Source organism: Galbibacter sp., assembly GCF_035306585.1.
In the GTDB taxonomy this organism is placed as follows: domain Bacteria; phylum Bacteroidota; class Bacteroidia; order Flavobacteriales; family Flavobacteriaceae; genus Galbibacter.
Map to the genome: position 1 here is coordinate 23,778 of NZ_DATGNU010000007.1, position 22,717 is coordinate 46,494.

Consider the following 22,717-nt stretch of genomic DNA (forward strand, 5'->3'; position numbering starts at 1 on the left):
ACAGCGCTATTTAGTATGAGTTTTTTTGGACCCTGCCGATAAGTCATTGATTCGATCTAATTCCGCTTTGGTGAGATAACGCCACTGACCCACTGGCACATCCAAACTCACATTCATGATTCGGATACGTTTTAAGGATGTAACTTGGTAATCGAGGTATTCACACATTCTTCGAATCTGCCTATTGAGTCCTTGGGTGAGAATGATTTTAAAGGTATGACTGTCGATTTTTTCTGCCTTACATTTTTTAGTCAGGGTATTTAAAATTGGAATTCCATTGCGCATGCGATTTAAAAAATCATCCGTGATGAGTTTGTTTACACCTACGATATACTCCTTTTCATGACCATTTTTAGCTCTGAGGATCTTGTTGACGATATCCCCATCGTTGGTTAAAAATATTAAGCCCTCACTTGGTTTATCCAATCGTCCAATAGGGAAAATACGCTTCGGGTAGTTGATGTAGTCTATGATGTTATCTTTTTCAACTCTAGTATCCGTTGTGCATACAATGCCAACAGGTTTGTTGAAGGCTATATAAACGAAGTCTTCACTTGGTTTGCCGATGGGTTTACCGTCCACTCGAATCTCATCATGGGCGCTTACTTTGGTCCCCATCTCAGGAAGCTGACCATTTACGGTGATTCGCTTTTGTAAGATGAGCTTATCGGCAGCTCTTCGAGAACAATAACCCACTTCACTTAAATACTTATTTATTCTGGTAAGTTCTTTTTCCATGGTAGTTTACAAGATACAACTTATTTACATAAAAAAAGCCCAACTTTAGTTGGGCTTCAAAGAGCGGGAGACGAGGGTCGAACTCGCGACATTCAGCTTGGAAGGCTGACGCTCTACCAACTGAGCTACTCCCGCTTTTACTATTACGTTGGCAAATATACAGAAAGTCTTAAATGCGATGCAAATATTTTTTTAGGTATTTGATGTATAATTTTTGCATTGGTAGAATTGTAAAATTTAAACTACCTTTAATCAATATACTAAAGAGACTTATGGATGTTTTAATTCAACAGGAAGAATCTGTAAGCAAGGGTCGTTTTTTTATCGAAAAAGAGGATAAGACCTTGGCAGAGATGACCTATTCCATTGCAGGACCAAGAAAAATAATAATTGATCATACGGAGGTAGATCCATCTTTGAAAGGTAAAAAAATTGGTTTTAATTTGTTTTTAGCCGTTGTCAATTACGCTAGAGAGAACAATTTAAAAGTAATACCACTTTGTCCTTTTGCCAAGGCACAGTTTGATAAAAATCAGCAGTTCAATGACTTGTTAGTCCCCTAGGTTGTGTTATTCGCAAATGCCTTTAGGTTAGTTTATGTACTGTATATCACGTAAATTTGAAAAAAAAAGTCAAACATGCATTTTATTTCAAAAGATATTGAATCCTATGTGGATAATCACAGTGAAGATGAGCCTGAGTTATTGAAAGAGCTCTCTAGGGAAACGCATCTACAGGTCCTTCGGCCTAGAATGCTAAGCGGGCATTTTCAAGGGCGGTTTTTAAGTCTTTTGTCAAAAATAATCGCGCCTAAGACCATTCTAGAAATCGGAACTTATACGGGGTATTCTGCTATTTGTATGGCCGAAGGGCTTGCAGCGGATGGGCAATTGCACACGATCGATATCAACGAAGAGCTCTATGATTTTCAAAGACGATTTTTTGATAAAAGCGGTTATGGAGCACAAATCATCCAACACCTGGGTAGTGCACTGGATATTATACCTACCCTTGATATGAGTTTTGATTTGGTATTTATCGATGCCGATAAGGAAAACTATCCCGCTTATTTTGATTTGGTGATCGATAAGGTAGCCCCTAAGGGAGTTATACTTTCCGATAATGTCCTATGGAGTGGTAAAGTGGTTGAGCCTTTGGATCCAAAAGATAAAAGCACCCCAGTATTGTTAGAATTTAATAAGAAGTTAAAAGAAGACCCTAGGGTAGATACGGTATTGTTACCTATAAGAGATGGGTTAACTCTTAGTAGAAAAGTTTGATTTAAGAGCTGCATTTGTTTTTTAAGTACACAAATCTATAGATCACCCAAGCTATTAAGACACCAACAAGAGTTCCTATTAAAATATCCGAAGGGTAGTGCACCCCTAGATACATCCGGCTATAGGCGAATAATATTGGCCAAATAAAAAGCAAGTAGACCCATTTGGTTTTTTCTCGAAGCACCAGTTGAACAAAGGTCGTTATAGCAAATGAGTTTGCCGCATGGCCAGAAAAGAAACTATAGGAGGTGGGGAAGCTTAATACGCGCAATTTATTTTGGAGGCTCACTAAATGTTCTGGACGTACGCGTCCAACAGAAATTTTTACTATGTAAGTCACTAGTCCACAAACCAAGAGCACCAGAAGCATATGAAGAAATACTGTATAGAATTTGGAAGGGGTAAAGTAAAACCAAATGACAATTAAGATGGCCAAATAAAGGGGTAACCAACTAATGGGATTGGTGACAAAAAGCCAAAACCCATCGTGATCTACAACACCAAAATTATTGATATATAACAAGAGCGCGCGATCGAGCTCTAGGAGTTTTTCAAGCATTAGAGCTTACGTTTTACCGAACCTGTAAAGTTTTCCAAGTCATCTTTAACCTTACTTACTTCTTCACCTATTCCTTTAGTGAAGTCTGCATCTAAGCCGTTTTTCTCTGCACTCTTTTGAATCTCCGATTTAACCTCATTTGTAGCGTTCTTTAACTGACGCATACCTTTTCCTAATTCTCGTGCGATTCCAGGGAGCTTATCAGCACCAAATACCATAACTACAATAAAGAGAATGAAAACAATCTCTGCTCCACTAATAAATAAAAACATATACTTTGTTATTTAATGTGGTAAATCCACTAGCACAAATATAATGAAGTTTCGATGTAAATTTAAAATACTTATGTCTTAAATGCTAAGTTTTAACGTAACAAAAACTCCAATTTGTTGCCGATTTCTATACGAGTCAATAATTCACTTAATTTTAAAATCTTTTCTCCTAGAGCGCATAAGGATTTTTATAACCTTTACCTTGGAGGATTTCTAGAAGATCTTGTTCAATGCTTGTTAGCGGATATTCTACCAGTCTATTGAGTTCTTTGCCGTCTTTGTAGATAATAAAAGTGGGAACTTGCGTGATGTTTAAATTTTGTTCAAAATCCTGAGGAGTCATTTTGTCTTCCGTCATTGAGTAGAGCTCAAAGTCGGTATACTTATAATCTGCTCGATCCATGATTTTGAAAAATGCGGGTACATGCTGTTGACTATCACTACACCAAGTCCCCATAAACACTTTAATAGTCACCCCTTTAAGTAGCGGCTCTAGTTCTGAAATTACCTTCTGATTAGTCTGATATCCCTGGTAGTTTGCGTCAAACCACTCTTTATAGGGGGCGGACTCCAGCTGTTTTCTAGTGTGCTTTCCCACTAGGATAGAATCCTCTCCCTGGTATATAGATTCTTGAGTGCTATAATCAACACTTGTTGTTTGATTCGATTTGCTTTGACAGGCCAACAGGGCTAACCCAAGGGCTACGATCAACGTAGCTGCTTTATATTTTAATAGTTCCATTACTTGAAAAATCTGTCTTTAAATTAAGTACTTCACTTTTAAAATGAGCTCCTTAAAGCTAACTTTAAAAGTGAAGTTGTTAAGGTAATTTCTCTAAAGTGGTTTACACCAAAGACGCTCTGGTCATTTCTTTAGGCTGTTCAATACCCATTAAACGAAGAATAGTTGGTGCGATATCTCCTAGAACACCATCTTTTATTTGTTTTACATCCTTATCTACCAGAATCAGTGGGACGGGGTTGGTGGTGTGAGCTGTATTAGGAGTGCCATCAGGATTTATCATGGTATCACAGTTCCCGTGATCGGCGATCACTAGGGTTGTATATCCGTTTTCCAAAGCCGTGGTAATGACATCTTTAGCGCAGATATCCACGGTTTCGCAGGCTTTGATAGCAGCTTCCATAACGCCTGTATGACCTACCATGTCTGGATTGGCAAAGTTTAAGCATACAAAATCTACCGTGCCTTTCTGTAATTCAGGAATGATTCTATCTCGGATATCAAAAGCGCTCATTTCTGGCTGGAGGTCATAGGTAGCCACCTTTGGAGATGGGCAAAGGATCCGACTTTCGTTTTCAAAAGGTTCTTCTCGACCACCGTTAAAGAAAAAGGTTACGTGAGGGTACTTTTCTGTTTCAGCTATTCTGATTTGATGTTTTCCTGCCTTGGATAAGGTCTCTCCAAGGGTGGCAGTGATGTTATCCTTTTGATATACCACATGAACGTTTTCAAAGGACTCATCATAATTGGTCATGGTTACAAAATACAAGGGTAATTTTTGCATGTTTTCCTCTGGAAAATCACGTTGAGAAAGCACTTGAGTTAGTTGACGACCTCGGTCGGTTCTAAAGTTAAAGAAAATCACCACATCGTCTTTTTCTACCTTGGCCAAGGTGTTGTTGTCTGCATTCTGCAGTGCAATAGGTCGGATGAATTCATCTGAAACTCCTTGATCATAGCTTTCCTGGATAGCTTCTAGGGCATTTTTATAAGGAGCCCCTTGGCCATTGACTATTAGGTCATAAGCTAGTTTTACGCGTTCCCATCGCTGATCTCTATCCATGGCATAATATCGACCTACAATGCTCGCTAGACGACAGTGGGTTTGTGCGCAGTGTTTTAGTAGATCATCAATAAAACCTTTGCCGCTATGGGGATCCACATCACGACCATCAGTAAAGGCGTGAATAAATACCTGCTCATCTAATCCGAAGTTGTGCGCAGCGCTCATCAGGCCCTTTAGATGATCAATATGAGAATGGACTCCACCATCACTTACCAATCCTAATAGATGGACTTTTTTATGATGCTCTTTTGCATAGGTGAAAGCGTCCTTTAATTCTTTTTCCTGAGCTAATTTGTTGTCCGCTACGGCCATATTGATCTTTGCCAAATCTTGGTATACAATTCTACCGGCGCCTAAGTTCATATGGCCTACTTCGCTATTACCCATTTGACCATCAGGTAATCCGACGTTCATTCCGTCAGTTAAAAGATTGGCATTAGGATATTGGGCGTATAAGGAATCTATAAATGGAGTGTTGGCATTTTCTATGGCTGATATTTTTGGATCAGGAGACTTACCCCAACCATCTAATATCATCAATATTACTTTTTTGTTCATCGTTTTAAAATTATTATCCTTCAAAGATACTATTATAATGGCTTTTTAAGAAAGCTACCAGGGGCTTTGTATCGGACTGTGCTGAATTACACAAAATTAAACTTTATATCATGCTTGTATAACAAGTTAGCATTGAATTTGTTAATTATATCACTTTTTGATGTTAAAGATACGTTAAACGAAATTTGTTCTGTAACAATTCACATTTACCTCTGTCTTTAAAGTTATAAACCAATAAATATTTATATTATGAAACAAGCATGTTTAATCATGCTCCTTGTCCTTACAGCAGGGAGCACCTTGGCACATTCATCAAAAAACGAAAAAAATTTTCAATGCATCCAATCAATGCATATTCTAAAAACAGCAGACCTATCTCCTTTTTGTAAGGCGATTGTAAAAGGAGATCTAGAAACCGTTCAAAAGCTACTAGCTTTAGGAGCAGATGTGAATGAGAGATCACTTGGAAGAACACCAGCTATGTATGCTGCACGTTACAACAAGGTAGAAATCTTAAAGCTTTTAATTAAGTACCAGGCGGATCTAAGTGCTAAATGTGCGGGTAAAAAATTTACCGCTTTAGAGTATGCAAAACAATCCAATGCGAAGGAGGCAGCTCGAGTTATCGAGCAAGCTATGCATTCTTAATTTAGAAATAATTGCATTAAAATTTATTTAATTTAGCTATTTCAAAATCCTGCTTTTTAGCGGGATTTTGACTGGTTAATAGTTTGGGATACAGGGTATTTGAAATAGAAACAGCAGGAAGTATATTCCCGCTGTTCCATGCTATTTCTAGATTTAATTTTTGTTTTTAAGAAACCGCTTTGAGCTTATTCACTGTGGCCTTAGTAAGTTTATCTTCCACATATTGCCTGTCGACGATAAGCTCCGTTTCTTTACTACTAGGTAGTTCAAACATGGCATCCGTAAGTACTGTTTCGCAAAGGGAACGCAATCCTCTAGCCCCTAGTCCATACTCAACAGCTTTGCTAACGATATAATCCAAGGCCTCATCCTTGATTTCGAACTTGATATCATCCATTTCGAACAACTTGGTGTATTGTTTAATAATGGCATTTTTAGGTTCGGTCAAGATGGAACGCAATGCTTTTACATCCAACGGATTCATATGGGTAAGGACTGGTAAACGACCAATGATCTCTGGAATCAATCCAAATTCTTTTAGATCCTTGGGAATAATGTACTGTAGGAGATTCTCTCGGTCCACCAATTCTTTCTTGTCGATATTATAACCAACAGCTTGCATGTTAAGCCTTTTAGAGATGTGTCTGTCAATACCATCAAAAGCACCACCAGCCACAAATAATATATTTTCAGTATTTACCTCAATAAATTTCTGATCGGGATGTTTTCTTCCGCCTTTAGGTGGAACGTTTACCGTAGTACCTTCAAGTAATTTTAGTAAAGCTTGCTGGACACCTTCTCCAGAGACATCTCTAGTGATAGAAGGGTTGTCGCTTTTGCGAGCAATTTTGTCGATCTCATCGATAAAAACAATCCCTCGCTCCGCCTTTTCTAAATTGTAGTCTGCAGCCTGTAATAAACGGGTTAAGATACTCTCTACATCCTCACCAACATAACCAGCCTCTGTTAATACCGTGGCATCTACAATAGCCAACGGTACGTTGAGCATTTTAGCAATGGTCTTTGCGATTAAGGTTTTACCAGTACCGGTTTGTCCAACCATGATGATATTGCTTTTTTGTATTTCAATATCATCTTTTGATGCCGGTTGTAGCAGTCGTTTATAGTGGTTGTATACGGCCACTGACATCACTTTTTTAGTAATGTCCTGACCAATTATATATTCATCCAAATAGGCTTTAATCTCCGCTGGCTTCTTTAGTACCAGTTCTGCAGATAACTCTTGATTCTTGGATTGTTGTAACTCCTCCAGAACAATTCCATGCGCCTGTTCGATACAACGATCACAAATATGAGCATCCAGTCCAGCTATAAGCAAGTTGGTTTCTGGTTTCTTTCGTCCACAGAAGGAGCATTCTAAATCTTCTTTCGCCATTTTTCCTTTTTTGTGAAAGCGGTAAACAATATGCTTTCTATTTAAAAATAGATTTTAAGTTGCTGTTGTGGTGGTTGGTTTTGGGTGTTATTTATTTCGAGCGAGGATCTCATCGATCATCCCATAATTTTTGGCCTCTTCAGCCTTCATCCAGAAGTCGCGATCACCATCCTCTATTACTTTCTCCATCGATTGTCCTGAGTGATTTGAAATAATTTGATATAACTCGTCTTTTAATTTCAATATCTCACGGGCAGTGATTTCAATATCACTCGCTTGACCTTGTGCACCACCAAGTGGTTGGTGAATCATCACTCTACTATGAGGTAAGGCAGAACGTTTTCCATTTTCGCCAGCGCATAATAGAACCGCACTCATAGAGGCGGCCATACCTGTACATATGGTAGCAACATCGGGTTTGATGTATTGCATGGTATCATAAATACCTAAACCGGCATATACGCTTCCCCCAGGGGAATTGATGTATATCTGAATGTCTTTTGATGCGTCGGTGCTTTCTAAAAACAACAACTGCGCTTGTATGATATTTGCTACCTGGTCGTTAATTGCAGTGCCCATGAAAATGATACGATCCATCATAAGTCTGGAGAAAACATCCATGGCCACAGCATTCATTTGACGCTCTTCAATGATATTTGGTGTAAGGCCTACAGGCGTCATAGCACTTACGATCTTATTGTAATATGCACTATTGATTCCTTGGTCTTTTATGGCAAATTCCTTAAATTCTTTATCTAAATTCATAAGATTTAATTTCTATTTATAAGACGTAAAAAGGCGTTAAAACTTACTTTTTAACGCCTTAAAGATACTTAAAAATATTTTACTTGAAATTAGCTGTATACTTCTTTAACAAAGTTTTCAAAGCTCATTTCCTTCACCTTTAAATTGGCTTTTTCCTTATAGACGTTGATAAGTTTTTCACTCATCAATTGTTCGGATAAACGCTTCGCTTCATCTTGGTTAGATAACACTCTGGAAGCGATGTCTTCTAATACCTTTTCCTCTGGATTGGTTTGTCCAAATTGTGCCATTTGGATCGCTACGTATTTTTTAGTGTAATCCTTTAGTTCCTCATAGGTGATCTGAATGTCATTATCTTTAATGATCTTCCCTTCGATGAGTTGGTAACGCAATCCCTTTTCTGATTTTTCGTATTCCTCACTAGCCTCTTCGATGCTCAGCTGGTTCTCCCCTGTAACCTGAATCCATTTTTTAAGGAATTCTGCAGGAAGGTCAAACTTGGTATCTTCAATTAACTGCTCGGTAATATCGTTCAGAAGTTTTTGATCCGACTGCTGAACAAATTGCTTCTCAGCATCTTCTTTGATCTTAGCGCGTAATTCTTCTTCAGAAGTTACCACACCTTCACCATATAATTTATCAAAAAGCTCTTGATTTAATTCTGCAGCTTCTCTTTTATTTGCTTCTTCAATGGTAAACTTAACCTCGATCTCTAAATCGTGTGCTTTATCATGATCAACTTTTAGTAGATGCATTAAGTCGTGGTCATCCTCAAATAAATTTTTAGTTTTTAGCTCTAACGTATCGCCAACCTTAGCCCCTATAAATTTATTTAAATTTCTTTTTCCTTTAAGTTTATCTAAGGTAAATGTAGCTTTGTTATCGATTCCTTCTTCTTCATTGATGAAGGTTCCAGTAACCTCGCTATCCTCACTTACTTCTTGTTGAGAGATGAGTTTTCCATATTGTTTAACGATGCTCTCAATTTGCTCATCAATCATTTTATCATCAGCAATTAGCTTGTAATGAGTGATCGGCTTTTTGGTGTTTAATTCTACCTCAAACTCAGGAGCAAGACCTAATTCAAATTCAAAAGAAAAATCTTCATTGTCCCAATCCAAATCATCTTGAGCCTTTGGAAGTGGATTTCCAAGAACGTCAAGCTTCTCCTCGGTAAGGTACTTGTTTAAAGATTCTTGAAGTAATTTGTTGACCTCGTCAACCAAAACCGCTTTACCGTATTGTTTCTTCACTAACCCCAAAGGAACGTGTCCTTTTCTAAAGCCAGGAATGTTTGCAGTTCTACGGTAATCGTTCAAAATCTTAGCGACTTTGTCGCTGTAGTCATCTTTTGTAATTGCAACCTTAACTATTGCATTTAAATCGTCTATTTGCTCTCTAGTAATATCCATGCGCAGTAAAAAAAATTTATTGGCCCCTGTAAATGGGCAGGCAAAAGTAATACATTTTAGAAAGTTAACCAAGTTTTTAAAAGGCTGAAAAACAAATTCTTATTTTTTGTTTTCAGCCTAGGTAAAATTGTAAATGCATATGAGGTTCACTAGTTATATTAGTTAGCCGTTATAACTAGGTTCTAACTAATCTGTAGTAACTAATGCATTGAATATGGATTGCAAGATGGTAAGTAGTAAACTAAAGATAAGCGCCCACCAAAAATTTTCCGCGGCAAACCCTTGCACCAAATAATCCACAATCAAAATAACAATGGCATTGATTACCAGTAAAAACAGTCCCAGTGTCAATATGGTTGCTGGCAAGGTTAGTAGAACCAAGATCGGCTTTACTAGAAAATTTAATAACGCTAAGACCACAGCTACGATAATGGCTGTGACGTAGCCGTCCACACTGATCCCTGGCAAAACATTTGCCAGAATGACCACGGCTACGGCTGTCAATAGTAGTTTGATAATCATTTTCATATTTAAAACGTTGTTAATGGTTTAAAACTAAAGGTACAAAAAATGCGTCTAAAAAATATAGCGCCTCGAATAACTAACGCCTTCAGGACGTTTACTTTACAAATATCGTCGGATAATTTCCTGGATTTACTATAGGTAAATCAGCATTGTATTTTGAATTAATTGCCTTGATAAAAGTATTGGCAACCACAGCGTAACCACGTTGTGTAGGGTGTACTCCGTCTAAAGAAAAGGCGCCACCAGTTCCAAAAGTATTGGTGATGGTCCCGCCATCGAACGAGACGCCTTCTTGAGCTAAGGTATTCATTAGCCCCTGGATGTCCACAAAGGCAATATCATATTGGTCTGCCAATGTTTTTATTGTCGTATTGTATGCTCTTTGAGCAGTCACTACTAATTCAATTTCTGAAGCGGTAAGCAGCTGACTATCATTTAATGGTACGCTCACTCCGATGACCGAATTGGGGTTTTCTGGATCCGATAGTGTCCCTAATACGGAAGAAACAGGTAGGGGAATAAGGTCTTTGTCCGTTGCTTGTCTCATATTGGTGAGTCCCTGATTGATAAAGGTTAAATCGGTGAGATCTTCATCGAGTAAAACCACTGGATTTTGACCAGCTTTAAAATTAATAGTACGGGCAGTGGCTTCTTCATCCGTAATAACACCCAATAGGGCAGCTTGTTGCAGTCCATTATTGTAGGGTTCATAGGCTTGGTTGAGCATGGCAGCGGTAGACTCATCCAATGGAATGGCATTATAAGGTACAGTGGTAAAATAAGGGATCGAGGTTACATCAGGGATGTTAGCGACTGCTCCTTTAGCGCCATTAGCAGTAAGGGCTTTGAGGAATTCATTGTAGAGGTTCGCAAATACATTTGGATCAGTGATATCAGAACTACCATAGGTAAAAGGGTCTAAATTTCCAGTTTGGTCTTCTCCTACACCTCCAGAGGTTGCAAAACTTAATATATCATTGTTACCGATCCAAAGGGTAAAGAATGTTGGGTCTTGTGCGACGGCATCACCGATAACCGTTGCTTGGTTGGAAGAGGCTATTCTTATAAAATAAGGATTGGCCGCAGGGAGGTTACCGATATTACCATAGGTGTTGGCGGTAAGATGAAAACTTTTGGCTCCTGGAATTCCCATGTTGTTAAAGCTACCTTCAAGGTGATTGGCAATATCAGTAGTTGGTGTTCCTTCTATAGGAACAGGGCTTTGTGAGCCTGCGGTCACTTCCAATACCAGACGATTGCCTTGAATTTGTTGCCCATTGACTAAAAGTCCTCCTAAGTTATCTGAAACCAAAGGTTGGTTAAAGTCTCCTCCTCCCGCTAAAGAAAATTTATTAGCAAGCATTGAAGGGAACGAGTTTAATTGTCCTTCCAAATATAGGGCGTTGTCGGCATATCCTGCCGTTAAAGAATTTCCAACCGCTACATAATTGGAGAAATCAGCCGATCCACTACTGTAAAACCCAACTTCATTTATAGGATCATTAAATTCAGGCTGACATCCAATACTTAAGCTTATAGCTAGGACCGTATATAAATATTTTTTCATGAGTATCGCTTTTTTTCAGTGTTTAAAATCCATAAGTTATCCCGAGTCCAGGTACAAATCCATTGTTCTTGTAAAGTCCACCAAAGGAAACATTTTGACCGTTTTCTTGATAGTAGTCGTATGATTCCTCAATCTCATCAAAATGAATATAGAGGAAGGACGCATCAATTGCAAATCGGTCGCTGAGTTTAAAACTAAACCCTCCAGTGAAGTTATTGGAGTCATTGCGTGGCGTTTCAGGTGCAAAATAACCGGATTGAACTGGAGATTCATCAAAATAGTATCCACCTCTTAGCACCAGTCTTGGTGTGGCGTTATACTGAATTCCGAAACGATAGGTCGATGAGTTTTTATAATTTCTTGGATTAATGGAAGATTGACCATTGCTGAATGTTACATTTAAGTTCTCATAAGCATTCCAGTACACCCTATTGTAATCAATAGCAACAAGCCATTTTTCATTGATGGTATAGGAGGCACCTACGGTTAATTCGGCTGGAAGGGGTAGGGAGGCATTGAAAGTCACCTGATCAAACTGTCCTTGAAGGTTTCCTGCCTCTGGAACATTTTGAAAATCAGCGTCTCCATTTTTAGCATCCATCTGAATTTTGGATCGATAGTTCACCCCTAACGTTAATTTTTCGGAAGGCTTTACCGTTAGACCTAGGTTGTAGCCCCAAGCCGTAATCCCTGTTTTATCGATGGTAACATTGGTTCTGTTTCCATTGACATCGGTGGTGGTACGATCGATATTTCGATTGAAATTTACATTTCCAGTAGCAAAAATGGGGCCGCCACCTATGCTTACTATATCATTGATTTTAAATGCCACAGTGGGTTGTACGAATATTGAAGCTAGACTAATGTCGTTAATCAAATGGGATCCTTCCCAATCCTTTGGATATTCTACGCCACTACCATAGGGTGTATAAATACCTAGCCCTATACTGACCCATTGGTTGACCTTATAGGCGGCGTATACATTAAAAGGGGTGGATACACCATTTTTATCCTCGGTGTGCCAACCATAGTTTTGGTTTTGAAAACTAATATTGGCAAAAACCAAATTGGCACCAACGCTCACTGTAAATTTTTCGTTTAAAAAGGTGAGTCCCGAAGGGTTAAAGAAGACCAGTTCTGAGGCGTTAATAACGGCCACTCCAGTGTGACCCATCGCTAATTGTTTCTGCCCTTGTAAGGCGATCCGATATCCCCCAGCATAGCTCGCTGTGATGCATAGCAATGAAAGGACTAGTAGTATTGTGCTTTTCATGGGCATTAAAGTTTTAGATTTAGCACTTTGATATACCAAAAATATAACATTAATACTGAAAAAACCTATAAATATTAACAAAAAAACTTGCTAAAAGTCTATGAGTGGTTATACTAAGCCTGAAGAAAGACGAGTGATTTTTCAAAAAATTGCTTCGGATTTTCAGCGTGTAGCCAATGTCCAGCATTGTCTACAGTCTCCACCTGTGCGTTGGGAAAATAGCGTAGAATTTCTGAGGTGTCATCAGGATGAATATACTCCGATTTTGACCCTCTTAGAAACAATGTCTTGCCTTTAAAAATACTACTGGAAGGCAAAGGCTCTCCAATTTCTTCTTGGGCATTGCTAAGGACCTTAAGGTTGATCCTTAAACCAAGTTGCTGCTTTGTTTTCCAATAAAGGTTCTTAAGTAAAAATTGACGTACTCCCCAATCCGTTATATATTCGGCAAGTTTTTCATCGGCTTGACCACGAGAAGAAATGGAAGAAAAATCAAGCGCATTCAAACCTTCAAGAATCCGATGATGGTGCGCAGGATAAAACTTAGGAGCGATATCAGCTACTAATAAACGTGCTACCTTATCGCTGTGGCTAACAGCTAAAAGCATGGCTACCTTGCCGCCCATGGAATGGCCTAAGACGCTTACCTTATTTAGGTTTTTAGCTAGGATATATGCTACCACATCCTCCACCATGAGCTCATAGGAGAAATCATCGGAATGAAAACTTCGCCCGTGATTTCTAAGATCTAGTAGGTGTACCTCAAAACCATTTTCAGCATATTTACCCCCCAAGGTTTTCCAATTATCTGCCATGCCTAGAAAGCCATGTAATATAAGTAGTGGTGCTCCTTGACCAAGTATTTTCGAATGTAGTAACGCCATGTTTTTATAAATTTAAATTAAGAGGATTATTTTAATAGCCCAGCTCTTTTTAACAGTGCTTCTGGTTGAGGTTCTTTGCCTCTAAATTCCTTATAGAGATCCATTGGGTCTTGGGTACCCCCTTGTGAGAGTACCGTGTTTTTAAATTTGGTAGCAACTTCTTTATTAAAGATTCCCTTTTCTTTAAACAGCTCAAAGGCATCAGCATCCAAAACCTCAGCCCATTTGTAACTATAATACCCTGCCGAATAACCGCCTTGAAAAATATGAGAGAACGACGTACTCATACAAGTCTGTGGTGTATTTGGAAATAAGTTAGTAGATTCGAAGGCCTGTTCTTCAAAGGATTTAACATCTTTAATAGCTGTTGGGTCAGTGCCATGCCAATTCATATCCAAGATGCCAAAACTCAGCTGTCTTAAGGTTTGCATTCCTTCCATAAAAGTGGAAGATTCCTTTATTTTTTGGATGTATTGCATTGGAATTACCTCACCGCTTTGGTAATGCTTGGCAAAGAGTTCTAAGGCCTCTTTTTCATAACACCAATTTTCCATCACTTGAGAAGGAAGTTCTACAAAATCCCAATAAACACTCGTGCCACTTAAACTTGGGTAAGTAGTGTTTGCTAACATACCATGTAGCGCATGACCAAACTCATGGAATAGGGTAGTAACCTCATTAAAGGTGAGCAGCGAGGGCTTGGTGGCGGTTGGTTTTGTAAAGTTACATACAATGGAAATATGAGGTCTAGAGTCCACCCCATTTTTTCTGTACTGTCGTTTATACACGGTCATCCATGCGCCATTTCTTTTTCCTGGGCGTGGATGAAAATCGGCGTAAAAAACAGCCTTAAAGGCATCGTTTTCATCCAACACCTCATAGGTTTTTACCTCTGGATGATAAGTATCAATGGTTGCGTTCTCTTTGAACCGAAGCCCGTACAATCTTTCTGCGATCGTAAAAACACCTTGGATAACATTTTCAAGCTTGAAATATGGTTTTAACTTTTCATCATCCAAATCAAAGCGTTGTTGCTTTAGTTTTTCAGTGTAATAGGCAGCATCCCATTTTTCTAACCGATCGATACCATCAGTCTTTTTGGCAAATTCTTGTAGTTCTTTAAATTCTCTTTGTGCTGCCGGTTTCGCCTTGCGAAGTAATTCGTCTAAAAAAGCGTTCACCTTTTCAGGACTTTTAGCCATACGCTCCTCTAGAATGAAATCAGCATGGGTTTTAAAGCCTAACAATGCCGCTCTTTGTTGCCTTAGTTGAACGATCTCTTTGATAATATCTTGATTGTCATGAGCGCCTGCTTTGAAGGCCTTACTACCAAAGGCTAATGAGATTTCTTTTCTTAAGTCCCTATCATCGGCATAGGTGATCATGGGGATGTAACTAGGATAATTTAAGGTGAAAATCCATCCTTCTTTATTTCTAGCTTTTGCTTCCTCAAGGGCCGTTTCGATGGCGTTCTCCGGAAGACCTTTTAAATCGGACTCTTTTGTAATGTGAAGGGTGTAGTTGTTGGTTTCGGCTAGTACATTTTCCCCAAAGGTCAGACTAAGCTTGGAAAGTTTTGAATCAATCGCTCTCAGGGTTGCTTTTTTGTCCTCTGGGAGGTTTGCACCATTTCTGGAAAAACTCTTATAGGTCTTTTCCAATAGCATGGATTGTTCCTTGTTTAAAGAAAGCTGTTGTCTGTTGTCCCAAACGGTCTTTATACGCCTAAAGAGCTTTTCGTTTAAACGAATATCATTTCCAAATTCAGAGAGTAGTGGCGATATTTTTTGAGCTAATCTTTGAATCTCCTCATTGGTCTCTGCACTGTTTAAATTAAAGAAAATAGCGGTAATTCTATCTAGTTGCTCACCAGTAAATTCCAAGGCCTCAATAGTGTTTTCAAATGTCGGTGATTCTGGATTGGTGCATATTATATCGATCTGCGTTTTTGTGTTTTGAATCTCTTTCTCAATTGCTGGAAGATAATCTTCATTTTTAATTTGTGAAAAAGGAGCAGTGGTATAAGGGGTATTGAATGTATGATTGAGTATGTTTGACATGAAAATTAATTTTATGAATGGCTAGATTAAAATAAGCTTTACCTAAAAAAGGGCTTAACCTTAACAAATAAACAGCGGATAGTGTTTTATAAAAGTACTCATTTCGTGCTTTTTTCGATCCGGATCTTTAGGAGTTAAATTCTTGGGAGCCTTTAATTACTTTTTCCTTTAGAGACTCTTTGTAATCAATAATATTCTGGCGAATCTCAAGGGTAGCCACACCCACTATTTGAGCGGCTAGGATCCCTGCGTTTTTAGCGCCATTTAAGGCCACCGTAGCCACAGGAACGCCACCAGGCATTTGCAATATCGACAATACAGAGTCCCAGCCATCAATGGAATTGCTGCTCTTTACTGGCACGCCGATTACTGGAAGAGGCGATAAGGAAGCCACCATCCCTGGTAGATGTGCGGCACCTCCTGCTCCAGCAATAATAACTGAAATACCATTGGAGTGAGCATTTTTACCGAATTCGTACATTTTATCTGGGGTTCTGTGTGCTGATACAATATCAACAAGAACCTCAATTCCCAATTCTTTTAAAACATCTATTGCATCTTGCATAATGGGAAGATCACTAGTACTTCCCATAATAACAGCTACTTTGGCCATGGTTGTCAAAATTTATTTTTTCTTACGCAAATGTACAAAGAAGCCTTAAGATGAACTCCGTAGGCGGGGTTTATTTTTAAGATGCAGTATTTTGATTGAAATACAAACTAAGCTGTCTTTAATATCGCATATTGCAATATTAATTTTGGGAATGTTATTCTTTAAGATCGTACAAGTAGTAAAATGGCTTTGCTTAGTTATAACTAACAATCTTGTTCTTTTAATAGGCAAATACGATAGTTGCTTTTTTTCTCCCTTATGCGAAATCGAGAAACAATTTTTATAAATCTAAATACCGCCACTAGATTTTCTCAGTGGCCTAGCTAAGATGATATTATAGTATTTATGTTGGCTAGTGGGTTTTTAAATATTTCCTTGTGCTGCGCTAAGAGTCCGAAATCACCCGAATACTATTTTTGACCTCTTCTGCAATTCTTCGAGCCTTGGCAACATCTTGGTTGATGATGGTGACATGCCCCATCTTACGAAAAGGTCTTGTTTCACGCTTTCCGTAGATATGAGGCGTAACACCTTCCATGGCCATGATCTTTTCAATATTCTTATAAATAACAGGACCTTTGTACTGCTCATCCCCGACAAGATTGACCATAATTCCAGCAACTTTACTTTTGGTTTCCCCTAAAGGAAGACCTAAAATGGCTCTAAGATGTTGTTCGAATTGATTGGTATAACTAGCCTCGATACTGTAATGACCACTATTATGAGGTCGTGGAGCCACTTCATTTACTAGGATATGATCGTCTTGGGTTTGAAACATTTCCACTGCAAGTAAGCCAACATGCTGAAAAGCTTGTGAGACTTTTAAAGCAACTAATTGTGCTTTTTTAGCCACCTGCGGATCAATTCTAGCAGGGCATATTACATATTCCACCTGATTGGCCTCTGGATGAAATTCCATCTCTACCACAGGATAGGTCTTGACATTGCCATGAACATCTCGGGCGACGATAACCGCCAATTCATTTTTAAAAGGAATCATCTTTTCTGCAATGCATTCCCCATTTGGAAGACCATCCAGATCAGAATAGGTGCGAATTACTTTAACCCCTTGTCCATCATACCCAAACCTTGCGCTTTTCCATACAAATGGAAATTCGATTGATTCATTTTCTACAGCGGTAAGAATCTCATCTGCATAAGCAAAACGACTAAAGTCCGCTGTAGGGATATTGTGGTCCTTATAGAACAATTTTTGCTTGGCCTTATTTTGAATTTTTTTCAGGGTAGTGGAGGATGGATATACTTTTTTACCCTTTTTCTCGAGTGCCTCTAGAGCATCGATATTTACATTTTCAATCTCTATGGTAAGAACATCTACCTCAAGGCCAAAATTATAAACCGTATCATAATCCATCAAATCTCCTAGTACAAAATCATTACAGGCAATTTTACAGGGTGCCTGGTCACTAGGATCCAGGACAGCAGTGCAAATGTCTAATTTCCGAGTTTCGTAGAGTAGCATTTTACCCAGTTGCCCTCCTCCTAAAATACCGAGTTTAAAATCTGATGAAAAATAATTCATACCTATTGTAAATATCAATTAATGTGCGCTTATCTCTTATGTTGCGACATGGCAAAAGTACAGTAAAAAGTGAAAAACTAATATTGAAACCTCCTTTAAATAATTTGTCTATGGTGAATTAAACTTAAAACCTAGTGAGAATTCACAAACATCGGAGGTTTTTTTGTGAAAATCTGAAAAAAATTACCGAAATCAATTAAATTTAAGGAGAAAACAAATATGGAATAGTATCTTTGCAACTTTATAATTTTAAGACAATTGATCAAGCTTCACGATAAATATTTTGAACCTTATATCTCTAGAGAAGAGATCGATACCGCTATTGAACGAATAGTAGCCAAAGTAAAGGTAGATTTTAAGGATGAAACTCCTATATTTATTTGTGTGCTTAACGGCGCCTTTATGTTTGCTTCTGATTTTATTAAAAAATATGATCAGCCTTGTGAGATAAGCTTTGTAAAACTTAGTTCTTACCACGGTTTCTCATCCACGGGTATTGTAAAGACGCTATTGGATGTTCCAGATAATGTTGAAGGTAGGAGCGTAGTGATATTGGAAGATATCATAGATACTGGGAAAACAGTTAAAGAACTTGTTTCCATGTTCTCCAATATCAATGTAAAACGATTTAAGATTGCATCAATGTTTTATAAACCTGAGGTCTATTCAGGGGAATATAATATTGATTATGTGGGTATTGAAATCCCAAACAAGTTTATCGTTGGATACGGGCTTGATTACGATGAATTAGGAAGAAACCTACCAGAGGTATATCAAATAAAAGAGAATTAATATGATCAATTTAGTGCTTTTCGGGAAACCGGGTGCAGGAAAAGGTACGCAAGCGAACTTTTTAAAAGAAAAATACAATTTAGAACACATTTCAACTGGTGACGTTTTTCGTTACAATATCAAAAATGGAACAGCTCTTGGGAACTTAGCTAAAACCTATATAGACAAAGGAGATCTAGTGCCAGATCAGGTAACAATTGATATGTTGAAGGATGAGGTTGAAAAGAACCCAGATGCTGCCGGATTTATTTTTGATGGTTTTCCTCGAACCGGTGCACAAGCCAAAGCACTAGATGCACTTCTTGAAGAAAAAGGCATGAAAATTCATGCGACTATCGCACTCGATGCTGATGATGAAGTTTTAATTAAAAGACTTTTAGAGCGTGGAAAAGTAAGTGGAAGAACCGATGACCAAGATGTGGTTAAAATTAAAAACCGCTTTGAGGAGTACAATGAAAAAACCGCTCCACTGATTCAGTACTACCAAAACCAAAACAAGTTTCACAGTGTCAATGGTATCGGTAGCATAGAAGAAATAACACAACGTCTTAGCGCAGTTATTGACACGCTTTAAGATCTTCGCAAAACAAATACGTAAGTTTATTTAGATGACAGAAGGGAATTTTACAGATTATGTAAAAATTAATGTTGCATCCGGCAAAGGAGGGCAAGGTTCCAGCCATTTGCGCCGGGAAAAATATGTTGCCAAAGGAGGACCGGATGGGGGAGACGGTGGTCGAGGAGGTCATGTCATCATCAGGGGAAATGAAAGTCTATGGACCCTGTTCCATTTTAAATTTAAAAAACACTTTAAAGCAGGACATGGCGAGAATGGAGGAAAACAAACCAGTACTGGGGCAGATGGGGAAGACGTCTATCTAGAAGTGCCATTAGGTACACAAGTCAAAGATCCACAGACCAATACTATTCTTTTTGAAATTACCAAGCACGATGAGGAAAGGATCTTAGCAAAAGGTGGAAAAGGCGGATTAGGGAATGTTCATTTTAAATCATCGACCAATCAAACCCCTCGATATGCTCAACCAGGATTACCAGGAGAGGAAGTAGAAGTGTTGCTGGAATTAAAACTATTAGCTGATGTAGGTTTAGTTGGTTTTCCTAACGCAGGGAAATCTACCTTGCTTTCGGTGATTACCTCTGCCAAACCGAAAATAGGCGATTATGAATTCACTACTCTAAAACCTAATTTAGGAATCGTTGAATATAGGGATTTCCGAACCTTTGTTATGGCTGATATTCCCGGAATCATTGAAGGAGCTTCAGAGGGAAAAGGTTTGGGACATTATTTTTTAAGGCATATTGAACGTAACTCTACGCTCTTATTCTTAATCCCAGCGGATGCCAAAGATATCTATCAGGAGTATAAAATACTGCTTAATGAATTGCAGAAATACAACCCAGAACTCTTGGATAAAGATCGTTTGGTGGCTATTTCTAAATCGGATATGCTAGATGATGAATTAAAGGCAGAAATGAGACAGCAGCTAGCCGATGAATTTAAAGATGTTAAATTCCTCTTTATCTCCTCTGTAGCGCAGCAAGGGATCCAATCTTTAAAAGATGAGCTATGGGAAATGCTCAACAAAGCTGGAGCAAAGATCTAAATTAGATGTTTAATTCGTATTTTTAGTACGGTAATTGTTTTGTGTTCTATAAATCAAAATGCCTTAAATTAAAAACGATGAAACCACATATTGTAATTATTATCCTATGTTTTTTTGTTTCCAGTTGTGGGGTTCAAGTGGCCTATGACTATGATAGGAATTTTGATTTTTCAAAGGCAGCGTCCTATAATTACTTCCCCTCCATGCAAAGTGGAATGAATCAATTAGACGAAAGACGCCTTATAAGAAGCATCGATAGTGTGATGCACTCGAGAGGGTATCGAAGCAGCGAATCTCCAGATTTGTATATCAATATTAAAAGCTCCAGTCGACCTAAACCTATCAATAGTGCCGTAGGGATTGGGATTGGTGGAACTAACCGAAATATTGGGGGTGGGGTTTCCGTTGGACTTCCCATAGGTCAACCAGATCAATACCATCAGATCATCTTTGATATCATCGATGTGATGAATGATGAGCTCATTTGGCAAGCAGTTAGCGAAAGTACCGTATCGGAATCTTTGACGCCAAAGGAAAGAGATGCTAAAATGAAAGCCATCGTAAATAAGGTGTTCTCTAAGTATCCACCACGCTAGTAAAATTGTTTTTTTGAACCCTTTGTCCAAGGGTGTCGAATGTGTATCTTTGCTCTTTGAGTAAACATCCGTAGAATTTCGATACTTTGAAGATACATTTTATAGCTATAGGAGGTAGTGCTATGCATAATTTAGCCTTAGCATTACAACAAAAAGGACATCACATTACCGGGAGCGATGATGTGATTTATGAACCTTCCAAATCCCGGTTAGAGGCTGCTGGACTAGCTCCAGAGAGTTTCGGTTGGTTTCCAGAAAAAATTGATGATTCACTCGATGCTGTAATCCTTGGAATGCATGCTAAAAGTGATAATCCAGAGCTTTTAAGAGCTCAAGAATTAGGGCTTCAAATCTATTCTTATCCAGAGTTTATATACCAACAAAGTAAATATAAGACGCGTGTTGTAATTGGAGGAAGTCACGGTAAAACTACCATTACGGCGATGATTCTTCATGTTTTGGACTACCATGATAAAGAAGTGGATTATATGGTCGGCGCACAATTAGACGGCTTTGATACCATGGTAAAACTTACCGAGGAAAATGATTTTATAGTATTAGAAGGAGATGAGTACCTGTCATCCCCTATTGATCGAAGACCGAAGTTCCATTTATATAAACCCAATATAGCCCTTCTTAGTGGTATTGCCTGGGATCATATCAATGTTTTTGAAACCTATCAGGAATATGTGGAGCAATTCAGGATATATGTTGATTCCATAGTAGAGGGAGGGAGCATTACCTATAATATGGAGGACCCAGAAGTGGTTAAAGTGGTAGAGGAATCCCAAAATCAAATACGTAAAATACCTTATTATACGCCAGAACATTATATAGAAGCAGGAGTCACCTATATAGAAACACCAGAGGGTGCTATGCCTATAGAGGTTTTTGGAAAACATAATTTGAGCAATATTGCCGGTGCCAAATGGATTTGTCAGCATATGGGTATTGACCAAGATGATTTCTACCAGGCGATTGCGAGTTTTAAAGGAGCTTCTAAACGATTGGATAAACTTGCCGAAAATAGTAAGACTGTAATTTATAAGGATTTTGCTCATGCTCCTAGCAAAGTAAAAGCTACCTTAGCGGCGGTAAAAGAACAGTATTCAAATAAGACTATTGTTGCCTGTTTGGAATTGCACACCTATAGTAGTTTAAATGCCACCTTTATAAAAGAATATAGGGACAGTTTAAAAGCCGCTGATACCGCTGTAGTATACTACACCCCAGAGGCGGTGAAGATTAAAAAGCTCGAGGCTCTTAGCAAAGAACAAATCAAAGAGGCTTTCGCAAGGGAAGATTTAATAATTTTCACCGACGCTCAGGATTTTAGTGACTTTATATTTACCTTAAAGCTTGAAAACACAGCACTTTTACTGATGAGTAGTGGTGCTTATGGGGGATTGGATGTGGAAAAGTTAAAGGCAAAAGTTACAGAAGCAGACTAGTCTTAAAATTTATAAATCGACCAAACTCTTAAAAGTTGAACTTTTATGCTAAAAGTTTATCACAGGGGTCGTTTTTTGTTGATAACCTTAAACTGTATGTCTAAAAAGGTAGATGGATCTTTCATACCTTTAGGATATGAAAGTGAATACTCCAAAAACAACAATCAAAGACTGGAGTGCAGATGATAGACCTAGGGAAAAGATGCTTTTGAAAGGTAAGGATGCGCTGTCAGATGCGGAACTCATTGCTATATTAATTGGCAGTGGTAATCGAAGGGAGAGTGCTGTAGACTTGTCGAAACGCATTTTAACCACTTCGAGAAATAGTCTAAGTGTACTAAGTAGACTCTCT

At 38.4% G+C, this 22,717-nt stretch carries 22 protein-coding genes, 1 tRNA gene and 1 pseudogene; 8 read left to right on the forward strand and 16 right to left on the reverse strand.

Annotated elements, in window-relative coordinates; genetic code table 11:
* Positions 1–6: 6 nt before the first annotated feature.
* A complete protein-coding gene (gene rluF / locus VKY50_RS00750; RefSeq protein WP_324297843.1) occupies positions 7–738 on the reverse strand; it encodes a 23S rRNA pseudouridine(2604) synthase RluF in 732 nt (243 codons plus the stop codon).
* A 62-nt stretch (positions 739–800) separates the two neighbouring features.
* Positions 801–873, reverse strand: a tRNA-Gly gene (locus VKY50_RS00755).
* A gap of 137 nt (positions 874–1,010) precedes the next feature.
* On the opposite strand from VKY50_RS00755, the gene VKY50_RS00760 reads away from it, so the two are divergent.
* Together VKY50_RS00760 and VKY50_RS00765 are read left to right on the forward strand one after the other, a co-directional pair.
* Positions 1,011–1,301, forward strand: a complete 291-nt coding sequence (locus VKY50_RS00760) for a GNAT family N-acetyltransferase (RefSeq protein WP_324297845.1) — start codon at positions 1,011–1,013, stop codon at positions 1,299–1,301.
* A 75-nt stretch (positions 1,302–1,376) separates the two neighbouring features.
* Positions 1,377–2,018 (forward strand): O-methyltransferase, encoded by a 642-nt coding sequence (locus tag VKY50_RS00765; RefSeq protein WP_324297847.1) that lies wholly within the window; start codon positions 1,377–1,379, stop codon positions 2,016–2,018.
* Position 2,019: 1 nt separating this feature from the next.
* Here VKY50_RS00765 and VKY50_RS00770 read toward each other — a convergent pair whose 3' ends face one another.
* The 4 genes from VKY50_RS00770 to gpmI all read right to left on the reverse strand — a co-directional run bounded on the left by VKY50_RS00770 (position 2,020) and on the right by gpmI (position 5,215).
* On the reverse strand, positions 2,020–2,577 hold the full coding sequence (locus VKY50_RS00770) for a phosphatase PAP2 family protein (RefSeq protein WP_324297848.1): 558 nt from the start codon (positions 2,575–2,577) through the stop codon (positions 2,020–2,022).
* Positions 2,577–2,849, reverse strand: a complete 273-nt coding sequence (locus VKY50_RS00775) for a Sec-independent protein translocase subunit TatA/TatB (protein WP_324297850.1) — start codon at positions 2,847–2,849, stop codon at positions 2,577–2,579. Before VKY50_RS00775 ends, VKY50_RS00770 begins: the two co-directional genes overlap by 1 nt.
* 169 nt (positions 2,850–3,018) lie before the next feature.
* The gene (locus VKY50_RS00780) at positions 3,019–3,591 is read right to left on the reverse strand and encodes a thioredoxin family protein (RefSeq protein ID WP_324297852.1); all 573 of its coding nucleotides are present in this window, start codon (positions 3,589–3,591) and stop codon (positions 3,019–3,021) included.
* A gap of 103 nt (positions 3,592–3,694) precedes the next feature.
* Positions 3,695–5,215 carry a 2,3-bisphosphoglycerate-independent phosphoglycerate mutase gene (gpmI, locus tag VKY50_RS00785; RefSeq protein WP_324297854.1) on the reverse strand — a complete coding sequence of 507 codons (1,521 nt, stop codon included), beginning with the start codon at positions 5,213–5,215 and terminating at the stop codon, positions 3,695–3,697.
* A 249-nt stretch (positions 5,216–5,464) separates the two neighbouring features.
* Here gpmI and VKY50_RS00790 point away from each other — a divergent pair, with 249 nt between their 5' ends.
* Positions 5,465–5,863, forward strand: a complete 399-nt coding sequence (locus tag VKY50_RS00790; RefSeq protein ID WP_324297856.1) for an ankyrin repeat domain-containing protein — start codon at positions 5,465–5,467, stop codon at positions 5,861–5,863.
* A 166-nt stretch (positions 5,864–6,029) separates the two neighbouring features.
* Here the strand turns inward: VKY50_RS00790 and clpX are convergent, their stop codons facing one another.
* From clpX to VKY50_RS00840, 10 genes are all read right to left on the reverse strand, one after another.
* Positions 6,030–7,259, reverse strand: a complete 1,230-nt coding sequence (gene clpX / locus VKY50_RS00795; RefSeq protein ID WP_324297858.1) for an ATP-dependent Clp protease ATP-binding subunit ClpX — start codon at positions 7,257–7,259, stop codon at positions 6,030–6,032.
* Positions 7,260–7,346: 87 nt separating this feature from the next.
* Positions 7,347–8,024 carry an ATP-dependent Clp endopeptidase proteolytic subunit ClpP gene (gene clpP / locus VKY50_RS00800; RefSeq protein ID WP_324297860.1) on the reverse strand — a complete coding sequence of 226 codons (678 nt, stop codon included), beginning with the start codon at positions 8,022–8,024 and terminating at the stop codon, positions 7,347–7,349.
* 89 nt (positions 8,025–8,113) lie between these two features.
* Complete coding sequence (gene tig / locus VKY50_RS00805; protein WP_324297862.1) at positions 8,114–9,436, reverse strand: trigger factor; 1,323 nt, start codon at positions 9,434–9,436, stop codon at positions 8,114–8,116.
* A 186-nt stretch (positions 9,437–9,622) separates the two neighbouring features.
* Complete coding sequence (locus tag VKY50_RS00810) at positions 9,623–9,964, reverse strand: phage holin family protein (RefSeq protein ID WP_324297864.1); 342 nt, start codon at positions 9,962–9,964, stop codon at positions 9,623–9,625.
* Positions 9,965–10,055: 91 nt separating this feature from the next.
* A complete protein-coding gene (locus tag VKY50_RS00815) occupies positions 10,056–11,528 on the reverse strand; it encodes a G-D-S-L family lipolytic protein (RefSeq protein ID WP_324297866.1) in 1,473 nt (490 codons plus the stop codon).
* Between the two features lie 22 nt (positions 11,529–11,550).
* Positions 11,551–12,801: an OmpP1/FadL family transporter gene (locus tag VKY50_RS00820; RefSeq protein ID WP_324297867.1), complete on the reverse strand. Its 1,251-nt coding sequence runs from the start codon at positions 12,799–12,801 to the stop codon at positions 11,551–11,553.
* A 113-nt stretch (positions 12,802–12,914) separates the two neighbouring features.
* Entirely contained in the window at positions 12,915–13,685 is a 771-nt protein-coding gene (locus VKY50_RS00825; protein WP_324297869.1) for an alpha/beta fold hydrolase, read from the reverse strand.
* A gap of 26 nt (positions 13,686–13,711) precedes the next feature.
* On the reverse strand, positions 13,712–15,745 hold the full coding sequence (locus VKY50_RS00830; protein WP_324297871.1) for a M3 family metallopeptidase: 2,034 nt from the start codon (positions 15,743–15,745) through the stop codon (positions 13,712–13,714).
* Positions 15,746–15,872: 127 nt separating this feature from the next.
* Complete coding sequence (gene purE / locus VKY50_RS00835; protein ID WP_324297873.1) at positions 15,873–16,358, reverse strand: 5-(carboxyamino)imidazole ribonucleotide mutase; 486 nt, start codon at positions 16,356–16,358, stop codon at positions 15,873–15,875.
* A gap of 385 nt (positions 16,359–16,743) precedes the next feature.
* Positions 16,744–17,901 (reverse strand): 5-(carboxyamino)imidazole ribonucleotide synthase, encoded by a 1,158-nt coding sequence (locus VKY50_RS00840; protein ID WP_324297875.1) that lies wholly within the window; start codon positions 17,899–17,901, stop codon positions 16,744–16,746.
* Between the two features lie 258 nt (positions 17,902–18,159).
* On the opposite strand from VKY50_RS00840, the pseudogene VKY50_RS00845 reads away from it, so the two are divergent.
* From VKY50_RS00845 to VKY50_RS00865, 5 genes and pseudogenes are all read left to right on the forward strand, one after another.
* Positions 18,160–19,267: pseudogene (locus VKY50_RS00845) on the forward strand (adenylate kinase).
* Positions 19,268–19,301: 34 nt separating this feature from the next.
* Positions 19,302–20,318 (forward strand): GTPase ObgE, encoded by a 1,017-nt coding sequence (obgE, locus tag VKY50_RS00850; protein WP_324297877.1) that lies wholly within the window; start codon positions 19,302–19,304, stop codon positions 20,316–20,318.
* A 77-nt stretch (positions 20,319–20,395) separates the two neighbouring features.
* The gene (locus VKY50_RS00855; protein WP_324297880.1) at positions 20,396–20,914 is read left to right on the forward strand and encodes a DUF4136 domain-containing protein; all 519 of its coding nucleotides are present in this window, start codon (positions 20,396–20,398) and stop codon (positions 20,912–20,914) included.
* An 86-nt stretch (positions 20,915–21,000) separates the two neighbouring features.
* Positions 21,001–22,365: a UDP-N-acetylmuramate--L-alanine ligase gene (locus VKY50_RS00860; protein WP_324297882.1), complete on the forward strand. Its 1,365-nt coding sequence runs from the start codon at positions 21,001–21,003 to the stop codon at positions 22,363–22,365.
* 136 nt (positions 22,366–22,501) lie between these two features.
* A partial coding sequence (locus VKY50_RS00865) for a UPF0758 domain-containing protein (RefSeq protein WP_324297884.1) occupies positions 22,502–22,717 on the forward strand: 216 nt, incomplete at its 3' end.